Consider the following 18,222-nt stretch of genomic DNA (forward strand, 5'->3'; position numbering starts at 1 on the left):
GCCGCTGCTCACTCGGCGACGAGGGTCCGGATCGCACCGACCGTGCGGTCGATGTCGTCTCGGGTCGTCGCCCAGGACGACATCGAGCAGCGCAGCGCTGCGCGACCTCGCCATTCGGCGCCGGTGAGTGCGGCCGTGCCCTCGACGAGGACGGCCTCGCCGAGGGCGCGGGTCGCATCGTCGTCGTCGAGCCGGAACATGACCTGCGTGTAGTCGACGTCGTTGAGGATGCGGATGCCGTCGATGGTGGCGAGCCCCGCGGCCATCGCGACCGCGTTCTCGTGCAGTCGGTCGATCAGACGGGCGATGCCGTCCCGCCCCAGACCGCGCATCGCCGCCCAGGCAGGGACGCCGCGCGCGCGACGCGACAGCTCGGGGGTGACGTCCCACGGATCCAGGCTCGTGTAGATCAGGTAGTCGCCGCCGGTGCGGAACGCGGCGATCGAATCTGCGGGGTCGCGGACGATCGCCATCCCGCAGTCATAGGGCACGTTGAGCGTCTTGTGCGCATCGGTGGCCCAGGAGTCGGCGTCGGACATGCCCGCCGTGAGCGGTCGCAGCGATTCGGATGCCGCGGCCCACAGACCGAACGCCCCGTCGACGTGCACCCAGGCGCCGTGCTCGTGAGCGATCGGCACGAGGGCTGCGAAGTCGTCGAATGCGCCGGTATGCACTTCGCCGGCCTGAAGACAGACGATGGTCGGTCCTGAGCCGTTCTCGAGCACGCGGCTCAGTGCTTCGGGGCGCATGCGCCCTTCGTCGTCGCATTCGACGACCGTGATCTCGCTGCGGCCGATCCCGAGAAAGCGAGCCGCTCGGTCGATCGACCCGTGACGGTCGGCGCCCACGACGAAGCGGATCGGCGGAGATTCCCGAAGCCCCTGCTCGCTGAGGTTCCATCCGACTCGGGCGAGCACGGCGTTGCGGGCCGTCGCGAGGCAGGTGAAGTTCGCCATCTGGCCGCCCGTGACGAAGCCCACGCTCGCCGACTCGGGCAGGCCGAGGATGTCGAGCATCCATCGCCCGGCCACGCGCTCCAGCGCCACGGTGGTCGGCGTGAGCAGCGCCGAACCCGAGTTCTGGTCCCATGCAGAGACGAGCCAGTCGGCGGCGAGAGCGGCGGGGTGCGTGCCGCCGATCACGAATCCGAAGAAGCGCCCGCCGGGGATCGCGACGAGGCCGGGGTCCGCCCGCGACACGATCTGATCGATGACGGCCTCGGTGCCCATTCCCTCAGCGGGCAGCGGCCCGCCGAAGGCATCGACCATCTCGGCGAGGGTCGCACGCGGCCAGACCGGTCTGTCCTCGAGTGAGGCGAGGAAATCGAGGGCCGCGCGGTGGGCGGCGTCCAATCCGCGGGTCCTGTCGTCGACGCTGTCGTCCATGAGTCAGGACTACACCCGTGATCCTCCTCACACCAGAGGGATGCCGTCCACCGTCGCGCTTGTCAGCAGGCGCGTCAGCCACCGGAGAGCGGGAACGGCCTGCTGTCTCTGGAACGCGCGCAACCCCGGCAGCTGGGGGATCTCGGGCTGAGCCTGGTTGAACCAGAGGAAGGATGCGAACCCCGAGATGACGGGGAGCAGAGTGTGCTGATTCGGTGCGCCGTGGGCCTCGAAGATCCGCCACGCATCCTCGCATCGCGGACCGCCCGACGCCTCGACGCTGGGGAGGAAGCAGGGAAGATCGACCCATTCCGCTCCGCGGCGGGCGTGCGGCCAGTCGAGAAGACGCGCCTCACCGTCGCTGATCAGGATGTTGTCGGCGCGCAGATCGTCGTGGACGACGACGTCGCCGTGCAGAGCGTCGCCGAAACCCTTCTCGACCTCCACCAGAACCGGAACGTGCGCACGCAGAGGCGTCGGCAGTCCGGCGCGAAGGAGCGGATCCTCCGCGATCTGTGCCCATCGAGTGAAGCCCGGGATCATCCTGTCCTCCGCCCGCTCCATCTGCTCGGGAGCGGGAGTGCCCGACAGTCGAGCCATGCTCGCGGCGATGGCGTCGAGATCGCCCCTGGTCCAGGGCGTTCCAGGATGCCGGCCGTCGATCGCCTCCAGCACCAGCGCCGCACCGGCATCCGTCTCGATCGTCGCGTGCACCGACGGCCCGAGATGCGGTGGGAGCATCGAGACGGTACGGATCTCCTCGCGGAGGAAATGCAGGGAGTCGGTGTGCCAGTCGGCGCCACATGCCTTGACGAAGGCGCGCCCGACGGTCGTCATGACGACGCCGGCGTACGAGGCGCTGAAGCCGCCGTGTGCGGGGGAGTCGGAGACGAACCGACCACCGATCGCTTCGACGATCTCCGAGCGGATGACAGGGGGCAGCGACGCCCACTCCGGGCGGAGGCGGTCGGCTCCTGGGATCATGATCGCGTGTGTCCTCTGCGGTCGGCTGATCCGATCGACGCTATCAGCGGTCGGCTGGTGCGCGTCGACACGTGCGCAGCCGCATGGCGCGGGCATGGTTCGATAGAATGGACGATGCCCTGGGCCGAGCCCACGGGCGGATACGACGAGCGGAGACTTATGTCCGGGCATTCCAAGTGGGCCACCACGAAGCACAAGAAGGCCATCATCGACTCCAGGCGCGCCAAGTCCTGGGCCAAGCTCATCAAGAACATCGAGGTCGCCGCCAAGCTCGGCGGAGCCGACCTGCAGGGAAACCCGACGCTGTTCGACGCCGTGCAGAAGGCGAAGAAGACGTCCGTCCCGAAGGACAACATCGACCGCGCGGTGAAGCGCGGAGCGGGCATCGGCGGCGAAGCCGTCGAGTACACCTCGATCATGTACGAGGGCTACGGACCCAACGGTGTCGCGATGATGATCGAGTGTCTGACCGACAACAAGAACCGTGCAGCGGCTGAGGTGCGCACGGCGCTCACCCGCAACGGCGGCACTCTCGCCGATCCCGGCAGCGTCGCCTACAACTTCAGCCGCAAGGGTGTCATCGTGGTCGGCTCCGAGGGGACGACTGAGGACGACGTCATGATGGCCGCCCTCGAAGCGGGCGCAGAAGAGATCGAGCCCCATGCAGAGGGCTTCGAGATCATCACCGAGGCGACCGATCTCGTGACCGTCCGCAGCGCGCTGCAGGAGGCCGGCATCGACTACGAGTCGGCCGACGTGGAGTTCGTGCCGAATCTCAAGGTCGAGATCGACGCCGACACCGCGCGCAAGATCTTCCGCCTGATCGACGCGCTCGAGGACAGCGAGGACGTGCAGAACGTCTTCACCAACTTCGACCTCACCGCCGACGTGCAGGCAGAGCTCGAGAACGACGACGCGTAGGCGCGGCGAGCGTCGGGAGTCGATGACGACGAATAGCCTGGGGGAGTGACTTCCTCGCTTCGCGTGCTCGGCATAGACCCCGGCCTCACCCGCTGCGGTGTCGGCGTCGTCGACGTCGACGGATCGCGCCGCGGCACACTCGTGCACGTCGGCGTCATCCGGTCGGCGCCCGACCTGCCGATCGGCGAGAGGCTCGCCCTCGTCGCCGCCGGCATCCGCGAGGTCATCGCGGCGCACAACCCGGATGCCGTGGCTGTGGAGCGTGTGTTCGCTCAGCAGAACACCCATACCGTGATGGGCACGGCGCAGGCGAGCGGTGTGGCACTGCTGCTCGCGGCCGAGGCGGGTCTTCCCGCTGCCACGCACACTCCGAGCGAGGTGAAGGCGGCCGTGACCGGATACGGCTCGGCGGACAAGCGGCAGGTGCAGTCGATGATCGCGCGCATCCTGCGTCTGGATGCTCCTCCTCAGCCCGCCGACGCCGCGGATGCCCTCGCCATCGCCCTGTGCCATGCCTGGCGTCGAGGAGCCGCCGGTGCGCCGGGGCAGGGGGCTCTCACGCCCGCCCAGCGCGCCTGGGCCGACGCGGAGCGTGTCGCTCGAACATATATACGACCGGGTGCGTAGGCTGAGGGGATGATCTCCTCGCTGCACGGCGCCGTCCTCCACTCGACCGCCGATCAGGTCATCATCGATGTCGGAGGCGTCGGGTTCTCGGTCGCGGTCCCCGCAGACGTGGCCCACACCGCGACAGTCGGCGAGAAGCTGCTGCTGCACACGAGCCTGATCGTGCGCGAGGACTCGCTGTCGCTCTTCGGCTTCGCCGACCGCAGTGAACTCGAGATCTTCGGGCTGCTGATCAGCGTGACGGGCGTGGGGCCGAAATCGGCGCTCGGCGTGCTGTCGCATCTCACCGTGGATCAGATCGCCGACGCGGTCACGGCCGAGGACGATGCGCCGTTCCGACGAGTGTCCGGGATCGGGCCCAAGACGGCGAAGCTCATCGTCCTCCAACTCGCAGGTAAGGTCCACCCTGTGGGCTCGCCGACGAAGCAGACGACGAGCGGACCCGTCGACGTGGTGGATCAGGTGACCGCCGCTCTGGTCGGCCTCGGGTGGTCAGAGAAGGTCGCCGCCGAGGCCGCAGCGCAGACCGCTGCGGAGGCCACCGACGCCGAGCGTGCGACCGTCGCGCCGCTGCTGCGTCGCACGCTGGCGCTTCTGGGGCCTGCGCGTGTCTGACGCCCTCGACGCCACGGAGCCCTCCGACGACACCGAGCTCGCGATCGAAGGCGCCCTGCGCCCGACGAGCCTCGGCGAGTTCGTCGGCCAGCAGAAGGTGCGCGGTCAGCTCCAGCTGCTGCTCGACGCGGCGCGCATCCAGAACCGGCCTCCCGACCATATCCTGCTCGCGGGTCCTCCCGGACTCGGCAAGACCACGCTCGCGATGATCGTCGCTCACGAGAGCGAGCGCCCTCTCCGGCTCTCGAGCGGTCCCGCGATCCAGCACGCCGGCGATCTCGCGGCGCTGCTGTCGAGCCTCGTGCCCGGTGAGGTGCTGTTCATCGACGAGATCCACCGCATGGCGCGCTCTGCCGAAGAGATGCTGTACCTCGCCATGGAGGACTTCCGCATCGACATCATGGTGGGCAAGGGCGCAGGTGCGACCAGCATCCCGCTCGACCTCGCGCCGTTCACACTGGTCGGCGCGACGACCCGTTCCGGCCTGCTGCCCAATCCGCTGCGCGACCGGTTCGGCTTCACGGGCCATCTGGAGTTCTACGACGAGCCCGAGCTCGAGCGGGTGATCGCCCGTTCGGCGCAGATGCTGGGAGTCGACGTACCCCGTGACTCGCTCTCCGAGATCGCACGTCGATCGCGCGGCACGCCCCGCATCGCGAACCGCCTGCTGCGGCGCGTGCGGGACTACGCCCTCGTGCACGGGGGAGGGGCGGCATCGTTCGACGGCGTGCAAGCGGCGCTCGAACTCTACGACGTCGATCCCATCGGGCTCGACAGACTCGACAGGGCCGTTCTCGAGGCCCTCGTGCGACGGTTCCGCGGAGGCCCCGTGGGCCTGAGCACGCTCGCGGTGGCGGTCGGAGAAGAGGCCGAGACGGTCGAGAGCGTCGTCGAGCCGTATCTCGTGCGGATCGGTTTCCTCGGGCGGACGCCCCGCGGCCGCGTCGCGATGCCGGAGGCCTATGCGCACCTCGGCGTGGTGCATCCGGACGGGGCGCTTCGCCTTGATGACCTATAATCGCTGAAGACTTCCCCCGATAGAACTGCGCGCCCGTCTTCTGGTGCGCGCACCTGAGAAAGGCCCCCAGTCACCATGCCCATGGAAATCCTCCTCTTCGGCCTTCTCGCCGTGCTCGTCGTCTTCATGTTCGTCAACGGACGCAAGCGCCAGAAGCAGATGAAGGCGGAGCAGGAAGAGAAGGCGACCAAGACGGTTCCCGGTGTCAAGGTCCTGATGCAGGGCGGCATCTACGGCACGATCGTCGCCTACGACCACGATGACCTCGACTCGCCCGCTCTCGTCGAGATCGCGCCCGGCACGGTCATCGAGGTGCACAGCCAGGCCATCCTCCGCATCGTGGAGCCCAAGGATGCCGTCATCGACGAGGCCGACGACTCGGTCGTCGTGGTCGACGATGCACCTCTCGACGACGCTCCGGCGATCGAGACCACCGAGGAGACCCGTCGTCGTCTCGAGCGCGACGCCGACGACAAGTAGTCTTCACCGCTGCACCACCTCGGCACTCCGGCATCTAAGAAAGCTGATCACACGTGGCCACTTCTTCCCCGGTCCGTCACGCCTGGCGAGTCCTTCTCGGTCTCGTCCTGGTGACGGGCCTCCTCTTCGGCATCAACGCACTGGGCGTCTACGTCTTCAAGCAGAGCTCGTGGGCACCTGAGCTCGCGCTCGATCTCCAGGGCGGAACGCAGATCGTACTCAGCGCCGAGACCGAGGACGGAGCGGCGCCCTCGTCGGAGCAGCTCGACCAGGCCGCGGCGATCATCCGTCAGCGCGTCGACGCGTCGGGTGTGGCCGAGGCGGACATCACCACCGAGGGTGGCCGCAACATCGTCGTCCAGATCCCGGGCGTCGCCGACCAGCAGACCCGTGAGCGCATCCAGTCGAGCGCTCAGCTCGAGTTCCGTCCGGTGCTGTACACGACCGCGGGCGCGAACACCTTCGTGGGTGAAGACGGCAACGAGACCGCGTTCCCGACGCCGGACGACTCGGTCAGCGACACTCCGACCGCCGAGCCGACCGACGCGAGCGACATGTCGTGGGTGACCGACAGGCTCGCCGCCGAATTCCAGGCCTACGACTGTGCGAATCCCGAGAACGACCCCTCCAGCGCTCCGCAGGACGAACCGCTGATCGCCTGCGATCCGACCGGGGGAGCCAAGTACCTGCTCGGCCCGACGGAGCTCACCGGCACCGCGATCACGGATGCCACCGCTGGCCGTGACCCGAAGTCCGGCGCGTGGCTCGTGCAGCTCACCATGAACGGCGACGGCACCGAGGCGTTCGGCAAGGTCAGCACACGCCTCAACCAGAACCGTCTCGACAATCTGTCGCCCCGCGACCAGTTCGCCTTCGTCCTCGACGGCACCGTGATCAGCGCGCCGGTGATGAACGGCCAGATCCTCGACGGCCGACCCAGCATCTCGGGCAGCTTCACGCAGGAGACAGCCACCACCCTCGCCGATCAACTCAAATTCGGTGCACTGCCGCTGAGCTTCACGGTGCAGAGCTCCGACACCATCTCGGCGACCCTCGGCACCCAGCAGCTGCAGATCGGCCTGATCGCAGGACTCATCGGTCTCGCCCTCGTCGCGATCTACTCGCTCATCGTCTATCGCGCACTCGGGTCGGTGATCATCGCATCGATCGCGGTGATGGCCGTGCTCACGTACGTCATCATCTGCATCCTCGCCTGGCGACTCGGCTTCCGCCTCTCGCTCGCCGGTGTCGCCGGTCTGATCGTGTCGATCGGATTCACCGCCGACTCGTTCATCGTGTACTTCGAGCGAATCCGAGACGAACTCCGAGACGGCAAGTCGATCACCTCGGCGGTCGAAGACGGCTGGGGCAGAGCCAAGCGCACGATCTACATCTCGAAGTCGATCAACATCCTCGCGGCCGTGGTGCTGTACATCCTCGCGGATGCCACGGTGAAGGGCTTCGCGTTCACGCTGGGTCTCACCACCCTCATCGACGTGTTCATCTTCGTGATCTTCACTCACCCCGTGATGCAGCTGCTCGCGAGGACCAAGTTCTTCGGCGGCGGCCACAAGCTCTCGGGTCTCGACCCTGAATCGCTCGGCGCCGTCTACCGCAGCCGTTCGCAGTTCCGTCAGGTCTCGACGGCGACCGCCGGCCGAGGAGCGAAGAACGCCCGTTCACGCGGCGAGGCAGATCGCCGTCAGACCATCGCTGAGCGCAAGCGCGCCGAAGCACTCGCCGGTGACAGATCCACCAGCACCGGAAGTGAGGGGGACGCGTGATGGCTTCCATGAACGAGTTCGGAAACAACCTCTACACGGGCAAGACGTCCTTCCCGTTCGTCGGCAAGCGCCGCCTGTGGTTCATCATCGCGATCATCCTCGTCGCGGGCTCCGCTCTCGTGCCGCTGATCCGCCCGATCCAGTTCTCGATCGAGTTCACCGGCGGGTCGCAGTTCACGGTCCAGGCGCCGGACTCCACCGAGCAGCAGACTGCGACGGATGCCGTCCAGTCCGTCGTGCCGGGTGCGGCGACCAAGGTCGTCGTCGTCAGCGGCAGCGACATCCGCGTGCAGACCGACCAGATGAGTGCAGAGGAGACCCAGCAGGTCTCCGACGCCCTGGCAGAGGCCTACGGCGTAGAGCCCGAGAGCGTCACGTCATCGTTCATCGGCCCGGCTTGGGGTGAGAACGTCACCAAGCAGTCGCTGTGGGGTCTCGCGATCTTCCTCGCGCTGACATTCCTGATCCTCGCGATCTACTTCCGCACCTGGAAGATGTCGGCCGCAGCGATCATCGGCCTGCTCGACGTGCTCGTCATCACGGTGGGCGTCTATGCGCTGGCCGGCTTCGAGATCTCGCCCGCAGCCGTGATCGGCTTCCTGACGATCCTGTCGTACTCGCTGTACGACACCACGGTCGTGTTCGACAAGATCCGAGAGAACACGACGGAAGACGGCGAGAACTCGGCGAGACTCTTCGGAGAGTCGGTCAACCTCGCCGTCAACCAGACGCTCGTGCGCTCGATCAACACCTCCGTGGTCGCTGCGCTGCCGGTCGGCGCGGTGCTCTTCATCGGAGCCTTCTGGCTCGGTGCCGAGTCGCTGACCGACATCTCGCTGTCGATCTTCGTCGGCATCCTGGTCGCGACGTATTCGACCCTGTTCGTCGCCGCACCGCTGTACTCGCTCTTCCGTGAGAACGAGCCGCAGATCAAGGCCCGTGACGAGAAGGTCCGAGAGGCTCGCGAGAAGGCCGCCGTAGAGGCCTGATCGTTCCCGCTCTGCGGGGCCGCGCCCCGCAGAGCACGCGTAAACTGATGTGATTCGGAGGTGAGCGGATGGCGGAACCGCAGACGGCGTCGCAGGGATCGAGCCTGAGACGACTGGTTCCCCGCATCTTCTCCCGCGCGCCCAGGGTCAACGACCTCGACAACCTGATCCGCACGGTGCGGGCGAACCATCCGAAGGGTGACCTCGCGGTCATCGAACGCGCCTACACCGTGGCCAAGGACAAGCACACGGGTCAGCAGCGCCAGAGCGGTGAGCCGTACATCACGCACCCGCTCGCCGTCGCCCAGATCCTCGCCGAGATGGGTCTCGGCCCTCGCGCGATCGCCGCGGCACTCCTGCACGACACGGTGGAGGACACCGGCTACGCGCTGACCGACCTCACGGCCGAGTTCGGCGACGAGGTCGCGATGCTCGTCGACGGCGTGACCAAGCTCGACAAGGTCAAGTACGGCGAGAGCGCACAGGCCGAGACGGTGCGCAAGATGATCGTCGCGATGTCGAAGGACATCCGCGTCCTGCTCATCAAGCTCGCCGACCGCCTGCACAACGCGCGCACCTGGGGTTTCGTCCCGCCCGAGAAGGCGGCGAAGAAGGCCAAGGAGACGCTCGAGATCTACGCGCCGCTGGCCAACCGCCTCGGCATCCAGGCGATCAAGTCGGAGCTCGAAGATCTCTCGTTCGCGGTGCTGCACCCGAAGATCTACAACGAGATCCACAACCTGATCGCCCAGCGCACCCCGCAGCGCGAGAAGTACCTCGCCCAGGTCGTCGAGGAGATCGACGAGGACCTCCGCGATCTGCGCATCCGCGGCAAGGTCGTCGGGCGTCCGAAGCAGCTCTATTCGGTCTATCAGAAGATGGTGGTCCGAGGCCGCGAGTTCGACGACATCTACGACCTCATCGGCATCCGCGTACTCGTCGCGTCCGTGCGCGACTGCTACGCCGTTCTCGGCGCGATCCACGCACGCTGGACGCCGCTGCCCGGTCGGTTCAAGGACTACATCGCGACCCCGAAGTTCAACCTTTACCAGTCCCTGCACACGACCGTGATCGGTCCGTCCGGACGCACGGTCGAGATCCAGATCCGCACGCACGAGATGCACCAGCAGGCGGAGTACGGTGTCGCCGCGCACTGGATGTACAAGGAGCGGATGAACGGCGGCAAGGCCGAGGTCCGCGCGTCGGACAGCGACATGGCCTGGCTCGCGCACATCTCCGACTGGCAGGCCGAGACCGCCGATCCCGGTGAGTTCCTGGACTCGCTCCGCTTCGAGATCGGGGCGAAGGAGGTCTACGTCTTCACACCCAAGGGGCGCGTTGTCGGCCTCCCCGCAGGAGCGACTCCGGTCGACTTCGCCTACGCCGTGCACACCGAGATCGGCCATCGCACGATGGGCTCGAAGGTCAACGGCCGTCTCGTGCCGCTGGAGTCCGAGCTCAAGAGCGGTGACGTCGTCGAGGTCTTCACGTCCAAGAACCCCGACGCAGGTCCGAGCCAGGACTGGCTCGGCTTCGTCAAGAGCACGCGCGCCAGGAACAAGATCCGCGGGTGGTTCACGAAGGAGCGACGCGAAGAGGCGATCGAGCAGGGCAAGGAGGCCATCGCCCGCGCGATGCGCCGTCAGAACATGCCGCTTCAGCGCCTGATGAGCCAGGACTCGTTCGCCGAGGTCGCTCACCAGCTCCGCTATGAAGACGTCTCGGCGCTGTACGCCGCGGTCGGCGAAGGCCATGTGTCGACGCAGTCGGTGCTCGAGAAGGTCACGGCGCTCGTCGCGGCGACCGACCCCGCGACCGGACCGATCGACCTCCCGGGCAGCATGCCGAGCCGCGAGCCGCGTGCCGGCGACTCGGGTGTGCTGGTGCGGGGCGCCTCCGACATCCTCGTCAAGGTCGCCAAGTGCTGCACACCCGTTCCCGGTGACGAGATCGTGGGCTTCGTGACGCGCGGAAGCGGCGTCTCGGTGCACCGCACGGACTGCCCGAACGTCAAGGCACTCGCGGGCGAGGAGGATCGCTTCGTCGAGGTGTCCTGGGCACCCACGACGAAGAGCGTCTTCCGTGTGCAGATCCAGGTCGAGGCGCTCGACAGGTCGGGCCTGCTCTCTGATGTGACACGGGTGCTCAGCGAGCACCACGTCAACATCCTCTCGGCGACGGTCAGCACGACCGACGAGCGCCTCGCGATCAGCCGTTTCGTGTTCGAGATGGGCGACGCCGTGCACCTCGATCGGGTGCTGAACGCCGTGCGGCGCATCGACGCGGTCTACGACGTGTACCGCGTCACATCGTCCTGACCAGCAGCCTCTCGAGGGCTCCGCGACCGGCGCGCTTTCCCGGTACCCGCGACAGCGCCTCCAGATCACGGAGAGCTTCAGAGACCAGCCGCGGATCGACGTGCGACAGCAGCACCATCCATCGCCGCAGCGATTCGTCGCGATAGAGGCCGAGTGCGAGGTCGGTCATGGTGCGCGCGGGCGTCATGACCGGCACTCCGCCGATCCAGACGAGATCGGATGCGGGCAGTGCGGTGTCGTGCAGGGTGACGCGCGCGGGGACGACGGGTCTGATCCGCCTCTGCACCGCCCGTCTGATGTGGTGGCGCGCCGGGGGAGCGTCACCGGCACCGTGGATCCAGGCGGCCGTCGGCCCCGACGCCGCGGTGTCCGCGGGGATGAGACTGGCGATCGCGGCGGCTCGTGCGCTCGAGCTCTCGACCAGATCGGCGGGGATGTACCCCTCACCGAGTTCGACGAGGTGACCGTCGAGCCGAGCAGCGCTGAGCTCGGGGACGGTCAGCCGGCCACCCGGCAGATACAGGAACGCGGGATGCATCCCGCCAGTCTGGCGCGTTGCATCCCGCGTTCCGAGTCGATCCGTGGATCTGTGGAGAGGGTCAGCCTCCGAGGGCGCTGAGCCAGGTGCGGCGTGCCTCGAGCGCATCCGCTGCGGTCTTGGCCGCCTTCTTGTCACCCGACTTCTCGGCCGCCGCGAGCTCGGCTTCGAGCTTCTCGATGGCCTCGAGCAGCTGCGAGCTCATGTCGTTGGCGCGCGCCTTGGTCTCGGGGTTGTTCTTTTTCCAGTCGACCTCTTCGCGAGCCTTGAGCGCCTGTTCGATCGTCCGCAGGCGATCGTCGAGTGCACGCTCCTTCTCACGCGGGAAGATGCGACCGAGCTCGTCCCACTGACGCTGGATGCCGGTGAGCAGCGCGCGGGCGCGCTTGATGTTCGGCTCGTCGGCAACCGCCTTCGCCTCTTCGAGAAGAGCCTGGCGAGCCTCGATCTTCGGACCGGATTCGGCCTCTTCCGCGGCCGACTGCTCGGCGCGTGCCGCATACAGCGCGTCACCGGCGGCCTTGAACCGTGCCCAGAGAGCGTCGTCCGCCTTGCGGCCTGCACGGCCAGCGGCCTTCCACTCGTCGAGGAGGTTCCGGTACGACGGGATGCCGTCGACGCCGCGCGGAGCGAGGCCCTCGGCGCGTTCGACCAGACGGGTCTTCGCGTCTCGGGCGCTCTTGTGCGTGTCGTCGAGCTCCGAGTAGAACGCACGGCGCGCCTTGTCGACGGTGCCGCGCGCGTCACGGAATCGCTTCCAGAGCTGCTGCGACACGCTCTTCGACAGACGAGGACCGTTCTGCTGATGTGCCTGCCAGGCGTCGAAGAGCTCGCCGAGCTCGGCCGTGACCTGCTTCCACTGCACCTTTGACAGATCGCGCGCGGCGATCGCCTCGGCGCGCTCGACCAGGGCAGTGCGCTCGGCGACGGCCTGGTCGACGAGCTCCTTGGCCTGCTGGGCCTCCTGCGCGGTCGCCTCAGACAGCGACGCGGTCAGCGTGTTCAGTCGCTCGCGGAGCCCGGCGAGGTCGCCGACCGCTGCGGCATCCGTCGCCTCGTCGAGCAGATGACCCGCCTGCTTGACCAGGTCGCCGGCGGACGCGCCACCGGACTGGTGCCGCTGCTCGAGGGCATGGACCTTGAAGGCGATGTCGTCGTACTTGCGCACGAAGTACGCGAGAGCCTCGTCGGGAGTGCCGTCGGGATACTGTCCGACGACGCGCCAGTCCTCACCCTCACGGACCTCGACCGTGCCGTCTTCGGACACGCGACCCCACTTGGCCGCGTCTGCGGCGGACGACGCACTGACAGGCGTGGCAGCGGCAGCGGCCGGAGTGGCGGCAGCGGGCTTGGGCAGCTTGCGCGGCAGTGGTGCGGCCGGGCGGGTGGGAACGGGGGGAGTCGGCTTCGACGGCTCTGTGGCAGACACGGTGATTCTCCTTGCGCGGTAGGGCCCGCGGGAGGCGGAAAGGACGATCTTCAGCCTAGTACGCCAGGGAGCATCCGATGTGGTGGCCGCTTCTCACAATGGTCGTTACCGATCTGTGAGCAGAACGTTCGACGCAGGAAACACTGCGCGTCACATGCGGGAAACACCGTGCTCCTATCGTCGCCTTCACGACGTCCCCCGGCGAATGGAGCAGCATGAACGAGGCCATCCTCACCACGGAGGAGATCGTGGTCGTCGGAGCAGGCATGGTGGCGCACCGATTCGTCGAGAGCCTCATCAGCAGGGCTGAGAAGCCGATGCATGTCACGGTGATCGGTGACGAGGGACTCCATCCCTACGACCGGGTGGGGCTGACCGGCTTCTTCGCCGGCGTGACGCCCGAAGGGCTGGAGCTCGACCGCTCCGTGTTCGACGACTTCCGCGTGCGCTTCATGGCGGATGACCGAGTTCTGCGCATCGATCGTTCCGCGCGGACGGTCACCACTCGTTCGCGCCAGACGATCGCCTACGACACGCTTGTGCTCGCCACGGGCTCCTATGCCGCCAAGGTCGCCGTCGACGGTGCGGACCTCCCCGGATGCTTCGTCTACCGGACCCTCGACGATGTGCAGCGTCTCAAGGAGTTCGTCGAGCGGCGAGGCCGCGCGCTCGGACGCCCGCTACGCGGCGCCGTGATCGGCGGAGGGCTCCTCGGTCTGGAGGCAGCGGGAGCGCTCCAGGGGATGGACGTCGATTCGACGGTCGTCCAGTACTCCGACCGTCTGATGTCGGCTCAGCTCGACTCAGCGGGTGGAGGGATGCTCAAGCGCCTGCTCGAGGCGCGTGGCATCTCGGTCCGCACGCAGTCGCGCACGACCCGACTGGATCCGGATGCCACGGGCGCCGTGACCGCTCTGGAATTCCAGGACGGTTCGGTCGCGCGCGCAGACGTCGTCGTGTTCACGGTCGGCGTGCGTCCTCGTGATGAACTCGCCCGCAATGCCGAGATGAATGTGGACCCCCGTGGCGGCGTCATCATCGACGAGCGGTGCTCGACCTCCGACCCGCACATCCTGGCGATCGGCGAGGTCGCCAGCTTCGGCGGCCGGTGCGTCGGACTGGTGGCACCGGGATACGCCATGGCCGAGGTCGCTGCGACGCGACTGCTCGGTGGCGACGCCGCATTCCCCGGCTACGACGACTCGTCGAAGCTGAAGCTCTCCGGCGTCGACGTCGCGAGCTTCGGTGACGCGATGGCGACGACCCCGAATGCTCTCGACGTCGTCTACGCGGATCCGGTGGCCGGCGTCTACAAGAAGCTCGTCCTCTCGGATGACGCGCAGACCCTGCTCGGTGGCATCCTCGTGGGAGACGCGAGCGCCTACGGTGCGCTGCGCCCGCTGGTCGGTTCGAGGCTCGGTGCCGACCCCGGCGCCTATCTGCTGCCCGAGGGAGGCAATGAGGCGCCCGGCGGCGAGCTGCCGGACGAGGCCGTCGTGTGCTCGTGCTCGAACGTGACAGCCGGTCGCATCCGTCAGGCGGTTCACGAGGAGGGCTGCACGGACGCCGCAGGGGTGAAGGGGTGCACCAAGGCGGGCGCCACCTGCGGGTCATGCGTGCTGATGGTCAAGAAGGTCGTCGGGAAGGAGCTCACCAAACTCGGTCAGAGCGTGTCCAACGCGCTGTGCGAGCATTTCGATCTCTCGAGACGGCAGCTGTTCGACGCTGTCCGGGTCGCACAGCTGACCACGTTCAGCGGGATCGTCGAGCGGTTCGGTCGGGGGCGTGGCTGCGACATCTGCAAGCCGGCGATCGCGAGCATCCTCTCGGTGCTGGTCGGTGCGCACGTGCTCGACGGCGAGAACGCGACGCTGCAGGACACCAACGACCACGTGATGGCGAACATGCAGAAGGACGGCACCTACTCGGTCGTGCCGAGGATGGCCGGAGGCGAGGTCACCCCGGAGGGGCTCATCGCCATCGGCCAGATCGCGAAGGACTTCGCCCTCTACACGAAGATCACCGGCGGCCAGCGGATCGACATGTTCGGTGCACGGTTGGAGCAGCTGCCGGTCATCTGGCAGCGGCTGGTCGACGCCGGCTTCGAGTCGGGACAGGCCTACGGCAAGTCGCTGCGCACGGTGAAGTCCTGCGTCGGGTCGACCTGGTGCCGATACGGGGTCCTCGACGCCGTGGGGATGGCGGTCAAGCTGGAGCTGCGGTATCGGGGTCTGCGCGCGCCGCACAAGCTCAAGCTCGGGGTGTCGGGGTGCGCCAGGGAGTGCGCGGAGGCACGGGGCAAGGACGTGGGGGTCATCGCGACGGAGACCGGCTGGAACATGTACGTCGGGGGCAACGGAGGGTTCTCTCCCCGGCATGCCGAGCTTCTGGCCTCCGACCTCGACGACGACGGGCTGATCCGTGCGATCGACCGGTTCTTCATGTACTACATCCGCACGGCGGATCGACTGCAGCGCACGGCGCCGTGGTGCGAGGAGCTGGATGGCGGTCTCGACGGCCTCCGGAGCGTGATCTTCGACGACAGCCTCGGCATCTGCTCGGACCTCGACGAGGCGATGGCACAGCATGTCGACCGCTACGAGGACGAATGGGCGGCGACGCTCCGCGACCCGGTGAAGCTCGAGCGGTTCCGCTCGTTCGTGAACGCCGCGGACACACCGGATCCGTCTCTCGCCTACGTGGCTGAGCGTGGACAGATCCGCCCGGCGACCCCGGAGGAACGACGTGGCGGCGGCGTCCTGATCGCCGGCACCGCACTGGAGGTCCGCAGATGACCATCACGACCGCTGCCGGACGCGGAGTACGGGTGTGCTTCCTCAGCGACCTGGAGACCGAGCGGGGTCGCGCCGCCCTCATCGAGGGGGAGCAGGTCGCGCTCTTCCTGCTTCCCGACGGAACCGTCCACGCCGTCGACAACCTCGATCCCTTCAGCGGAGCGCACGTGATCTCCCGAGGCATCGTCGGCAGCAGAGGTGAGGCGCCGACGGTCGCCTCGCCCCTGCACAAGCAGGTGTTCGACCTGCGCACCGGCGAGTGCCTCGAGACGCAGGGCAAGGTCGGTGGTCCGCTACGGGTCTGGCCCGTCGCGGTCGACGGTCAGGACGTCTACGTCGGCATGCCGGAGAGAGTCGCATCATGAGGCGCGCGCGGGTCGGCAGGGTCGACCTGATCGGCGGAGGCCCGGGTCCTGCCGACCTCATGACCGTCCGCGCGCATCGCCTGCTGATGGCCGCCGACGTGGTCGTCGCCGATCGTCTCGGCCCCTTCGAGGAGCTGCGCGACGAACTGGCACCGCACGTCGAGGTGATCGACGTCGGCAAGCGGCCGGGCAACCATCCGGTGCCGCAGCACGAGATCAATGCGCTGCTGGTCGATCGGGCGCTCTCCGGCCTCAGGGTGGTGCGTCTGAAGGGCGGCGATCCGTTCGTGCTCGGACGCGGTGGCGAGGAGGTGCTCGCGTGCGAGGCCGCAGGCGTGCCGGTCACGGTCACGCCCGGCGTCAGCAGCGCGATCTCGGTGCCGCAGGCTGCGGGGATCCCGGTCACTCATCGGGGCGTCGCGTCGGCCGTGCACATCGTGAACGGGCACGGCGACCTCTCCTCGGGCGCGCTCGCCTCGATGGACGATCCCACCGTCACGACGGTCGTGCTGATGGGTGTGGCGTCGCTGCCGAGGCTGGTGGCCGCCGCCGCGGATCATCACGTCTCCGGTGAGACGCCCGTGGCGATCGTCGAGAACGGGCACACCGAGAGACAGCGCACGATCCGCAGCACGATCCGCGATGTGGTCGAGGACGCCGCCGCGGCACAGGTCGTCAACCCGGCGGTGATCGTGATCGGCGAGGTAGCCCGCGCGGGGCTGCTTCTGCCCACGACGGCCATGATCGCCGAGAGCATGACATGACGACCGCGCGCACCCTCGATTCCGCACTCGCCGGCTGCACGATCATCGTCGCAGCCGATCGCCGTTCCGTGGATCTCGCGACCGCACTCGAGCGTCGGGGGGCCGTCGTCCACCGGGCGCCGGCGCTGAGCATCGTCACCAACGCCGATGATGCCGAGCTGCTCGCACGCACCGAACGCGTGATCGCCGCACCGCCAGACATCGTGATCGCCACCACGGGCGTCGGATTCCGGGGGTGGATGGACGCTGCGCACGAGCACGGGTTGGATGCGCAGCTCGACGGTGCCCTGCAGGGCGCCCACTTCGTGGCGAGAGGGCCGAAAGCGCACGGCGCGATCCAGCAGGCGGGATTCGCCGCAGACTGGGTCGCCGAATCCGAGACGTCCGCAGAGGTCGGCGAGTACCTGCTCGCGTCCGGGGTGGCGGGCAAACGCATCCTCGTCCAGCATCACGGCGCAGGCTCCGACGGACTCGACGAACTGCTCGAAGCGGCCGGAGCGGACGTGCTGAGCATCACCGTGTACCGGTGGGGCCCGCCTCCGAACCCCGAGGTCGTGAGGCGGTCGGCGCTGCAGGCGGCAGAAGGCGAAGCCGACGCGGTGCTGTTCACCTCAGCGCCCGGGGCGGCGTCGTGGATCGCGGTGGCCGAGCAGGCCGGCGCGCTCGACGCCATCAGACGGCGTGCGGAATCGGGCCGATTGCTCCTGGCATCGGTCGGACCCATCACCGCCGCACCACTGCACGCGGCGAATCTGCGCACCACCATCGCCGACCGAGGACGTCTCGGCTCGCTCGCTCGAACCGTCATCGCGCACTTCGGTGGCGGACGTGCGCCATCCCTGCCGACGGATGCCGGACGGGTGGAGGTCCGAAGCGGCGGAGTGCTCGTCGGGGGTGACTTCATCCCGCTCTCGCGGTCTGCGGCCGCGCTGATCGAAGCCCTCGCCTCCGCCGGCGGACGAGTGCTGTCCCGAGCCGAGCTCGGGAGCGTGCTCCCCGGAGCCGAGCGCAATGCTCACGCCGTCGAGGTCGCGGTCGCGAGACTTCGGGAGTCGCTCGGCGGGAACGAACTCGTGCATACCGTCGTCAAACGCGGCTATCGCCTCGCCGTCACTGAAGACTGACCGCAGCCCAGGAATCGGGCCCCCTCTGCTACTCGACGGGTGCGTCTCTGCTACTCGACGGGTGCGTCTCTGCTACTCGACGGGTG

At 68.0% G+C, this 18,222-nt stretch carries 16 protein-coding genes; 12 read left to right on the top strand and 4 right to left on the bottom strand.

Going from position 1 to position 18,222, the window contains the following annotated elements:
• Window positions 1-8: 8 nt before the first annotated feature.
• On the bottom strand, window positions 9-1,385 hold the full coding sequence (locus ASF80_RS02210) for a pyridoxal phosphate-dependent decarboxylase family protein (RefSeq protein ID WP_056307613.1): 1,377 nt from the start codon (window positions 1,383-1,385) through the stop codon (window positions 9-11).
• Between the two features lie 27 nt (window positions 1,386-1,412).
• On the bottom strand, window positions 1,413-2,369 hold the full coding sequence (locus ASF80_RS02215) for a phosphotransferase (protein WP_056307615.1): 957 nt from the start codon (window positions 2,367-2,369) through the stop codon (window positions 1,413-1,415).
• A gap of 159 nt (window positions 2,370-2,528) precedes the next feature.
• Here ASF80_RS02215 and ASF80_RS02220 point away from each other — a divergent pair, with 159 nt between their 5' ends.
• From ASF80_RS02220 to ASF80_RS02255, 8 genes are all read left to right on the top strand, one after another.
• Entirely contained in the window at window positions 2,529-3,290 is a 762-nt protein-coding gene (locus tag ASF80_RS02220) for a YebC/PmpR family DNA-binding transcriptional regulator (RefSeq protein ID WP_056307617.1), read from the top strand.
• 45 nt (window positions 3,291-3,335) lie between these two features.
• Window positions 3,336-3,917, top strand: a complete 582-nt coding sequence (gene ruvC / locus ASF80_RS02225) for a crossover junction endodeoxyribonuclease RuvC (protein WP_056307618.1) — start codon at window positions 3,336-3,338, stop codon at window positions 3,915-3,917.
• Window positions 3,918-3,926: 9 nt separating this feature from the next.
• Window positions 3,927-4,532 (top strand): Holliday junction branch migration protein RuvA, encoded by a 606-nt coding sequence (gene ruvA / locus ASF80_RS02230; RefSeq protein ID WP_056307620.1) that lies wholly within the window; start codon window positions 3,927-3,929, stop codon window positions 4,530-4,532.
• On the top strand, window positions 4,525-5,550 hold the full coding sequence (ruvB, locus tag ASF80_RS02235) for a Holliday junction branch migration DNA helicase RuvB (protein WP_056311647.1): 1,026 nt from the start codon (window positions 4,525-4,527) through the stop codon (window positions 5,548-5,550). The genes ruvA and ruvB overlap by 8 nt, the downstream gene beginning before the upstream one ends.
• 75 nt (window positions 5,551-5,625) lie before the next feature.
• Window positions 5,626-6,030: a preprotein translocase subunit YajC gene (locus ASF80_RS02240; RefSeq protein ID WP_321163951.1), complete on the top strand. Its 405-nt coding sequence runs from the start codon at window positions 5,626-5,628 to the stop codon at window positions 6,028-6,030.
• Window positions 6,031-6,083: 53 nt separating this feature from the next.
• Window positions 6,084-7,814 carry a protein translocase subunit SecD gene (gene secD, locus ASF80_RS02245; protein ID WP_056307624.1) on the top strand — a complete coding sequence of 577 codons (1,731 nt, stop codon included), beginning with the start codon at window positions 6,084-6,086 and terminating at the stop codon, window positions 7,812-7,814.
• The gene (secF, locus tag ASF80_RS02250; protein ID WP_056307626.1) at window positions 7,814-8,803 is read left to right on the top strand and encodes a protein translocase subunit SecF; all 990 of its coding nucleotides are present in this window, start codon (window positions 7,814-7,816) and stop codon (window positions 8,801-8,803) included. The genes secD and secF overlap by 1 nt, the downstream gene beginning before the upstream one ends.
• Before the next feature lie 68 nt (window positions 8,804-8,871).
• Window positions 8,872-11,121, top strand: a complete 2,250-nt coding sequence (locus tag ASF80_RS02255; protein WP_056307627.1) for a RelA/SpoT family protein — start codon at window positions 8,872-8,874, stop codon at window positions 11,119-11,121.
• Here the strand turns inward: ASF80_RS02255 and ASF80_RS02260 are convergent.
• Both ASF80_RS02260 and ASF80_RS02265 read right to left on the bottom strand, forming a co-directional pair.
• Window positions 11,108-11,659: a type IV toxin-antitoxin system AbiEi family antitoxin gene (locus ASF80_RS02260; protein ID WP_056307629.1), complete on the bottom strand. Its 552-nt coding sequence runs from the start codon at window positions 11,657-11,659 to the stop codon at window positions 11,108-11,110. The genes ASF80_RS02255 and ASF80_RS02260 overlap by 14 nt on opposite strands.
• Before the next feature lie 61 nt (window positions 11,660-11,720).
• Window positions 11,721-13,088 carry a DUF349 domain-containing protein gene (locus ASF80_RS02265; protein ID WP_082488154.1) on the bottom strand — a complete coding sequence of 456 codons (1,368 nt, stop codon included), beginning with the start codon at window positions 13,086-13,088 and terminating at the stop codon, window positions 11,721-11,723.
• 215 nt (window positions 13,089-13,303) lie between these two features.
• Between ASF80_RS02265 and nirB the strand changes: the two genes are divergently transcribed.
• From nirB to ASF80_RS02285, 4 genes are read left to right on the top strand one after another with little or no spacing between them, the layout of a single operon-like run.
• A complete protein-coding gene (nirB, locus tag ASF80_RS02270; protein ID WP_200934732.1) occupies window positions 13,304-15,883 on the top strand; it encodes a nitrite reductase large subunit NirB in 2,580 nt (859 codons plus the stop codon).
• A complete protein-coding gene (gene nirD, locus ASF80_RS02275; protein WP_056307631.1) occupies window positions 15,880-16,248 on the top strand; it encodes a nitrite reductase small subunit NirD in 369 nt (122 codons plus the stop codon). The genes nirB and nirD overlap by 4 nt, the downstream gene beginning before the upstream one ends.
• Window positions 16,245-17,012, top strand: coding sequence for a uroporphyrinogen-III C-methyltransferase (cobA, locus tag ASF80_RS02280; RefSeq protein WP_056307633.1), 768 nt, complete (start codon window positions 16,245-16,247; stop codon window positions 17,010-17,012). Before nirD ends, cobA begins: the two co-directional genes overlap by 4 nt.
• Complete coding sequence (locus ASF80_RS02285) at window positions 17,009-18,136, top strand: uroporphyrinogen-III synthase (RefSeq protein ID WP_056307635.1); 1,128 nt, start codon at window positions 17,009-17,011, stop codon at window positions 18,134-18,136. Before cobA ends, ASF80_RS02285 begins: the two co-directional genes overlap by 4 nt.
• Window positions 18,137-18,222 lie beyond the last annotated feature (86 nt).

This window comes from Microbacterium sp. Leaf159 (genome assembly GCF_001423615.1).
Classification (GTDB): domain Bacteria; phylum Actinomycetota; class Actinomycetes; order Actinomycetales; family Microbacteriaceae; genus Microbacterium.

Coding starts and splice junctions, on each gene's coding strand:
- ASF80_RS02210 (WP_056307613.1), bottom strand. CDS start 1,385: ATGGACGACAGCGTCGACGACAGGACCCGCGGATTGGACGCCGCCCAC.
- ASF80_RS02215 (WP_056307615.1), bottom strand. CDS start 2,369: ATGATCCCAGGAGCCGACCGCCTCCGCCCGGAGTGGGCGTCGCTGCCC.
- ASF80_RS02220 (WP_056307617.1), top strand. CDS start 2,529: ATGTCCGGGCATTCCAAGTGGGCCACCACGAAGCACAAGAAGGCCATC.
- ruvA (WP_056307620.1), top strand. CDS start 3,927: ATGATCTCCTCGCTGCACGGCGCCGTCCTCCACTCGACCGCCGATCAG.
- ASF80_RS02240 (WP_321163951.1), top strand. CDS start 5,626: ATGCCCATGGAAATCCTCCTCTTCGGCCTTCTCGCCGTGCTCGTCGTC.
- secF (WP_056307626.1), top strand. CDS start 7,814: ATGGCTTCCATGAACGAGTTCGGAAACAACCTCTACACGGGCAAGACG.
- ASF80_RS02255 (WP_056307627.1), top strand. CDS start 8,872: ATGGCGGAACCGCAGACGGCGTCGCAGGGATCGAGCCTGAGACGACTG.
- ASF80_RS02260 (WP_056307629.1), bottom strand. CDS start 11,659: ATGCATCCCGCGTTCCTGTATCTGCCGGGTGGCCGGCTGACCGTCCCC.
- nirB (WP_200934732.1), top strand. CDS start 13,304: ATGAACGAGGCCATCCTCACCACGGAGGAGATCGTGGTCGTCGGAGCA.
- nirD (WP_056307631.1), top strand. CDS start 15,880: ATGACCATCACGACCGCTGCCGGACGCGGAGTACGGGTGTGCTTCCTC.
- cobA (WP_056307633.1), top strand. CDS start 16,245: ATGAGGCGCGCGCGGGTCGGCAGGGTCGACCTGATCGGCGGAGGCCCG.
- ASF80_RS02285 (WP_056307635.1), top strand. CDS start 17,009: ATGACGACCGCGCGCACCCTCGATTCCGCACTCGCCGGCTGCACGATC.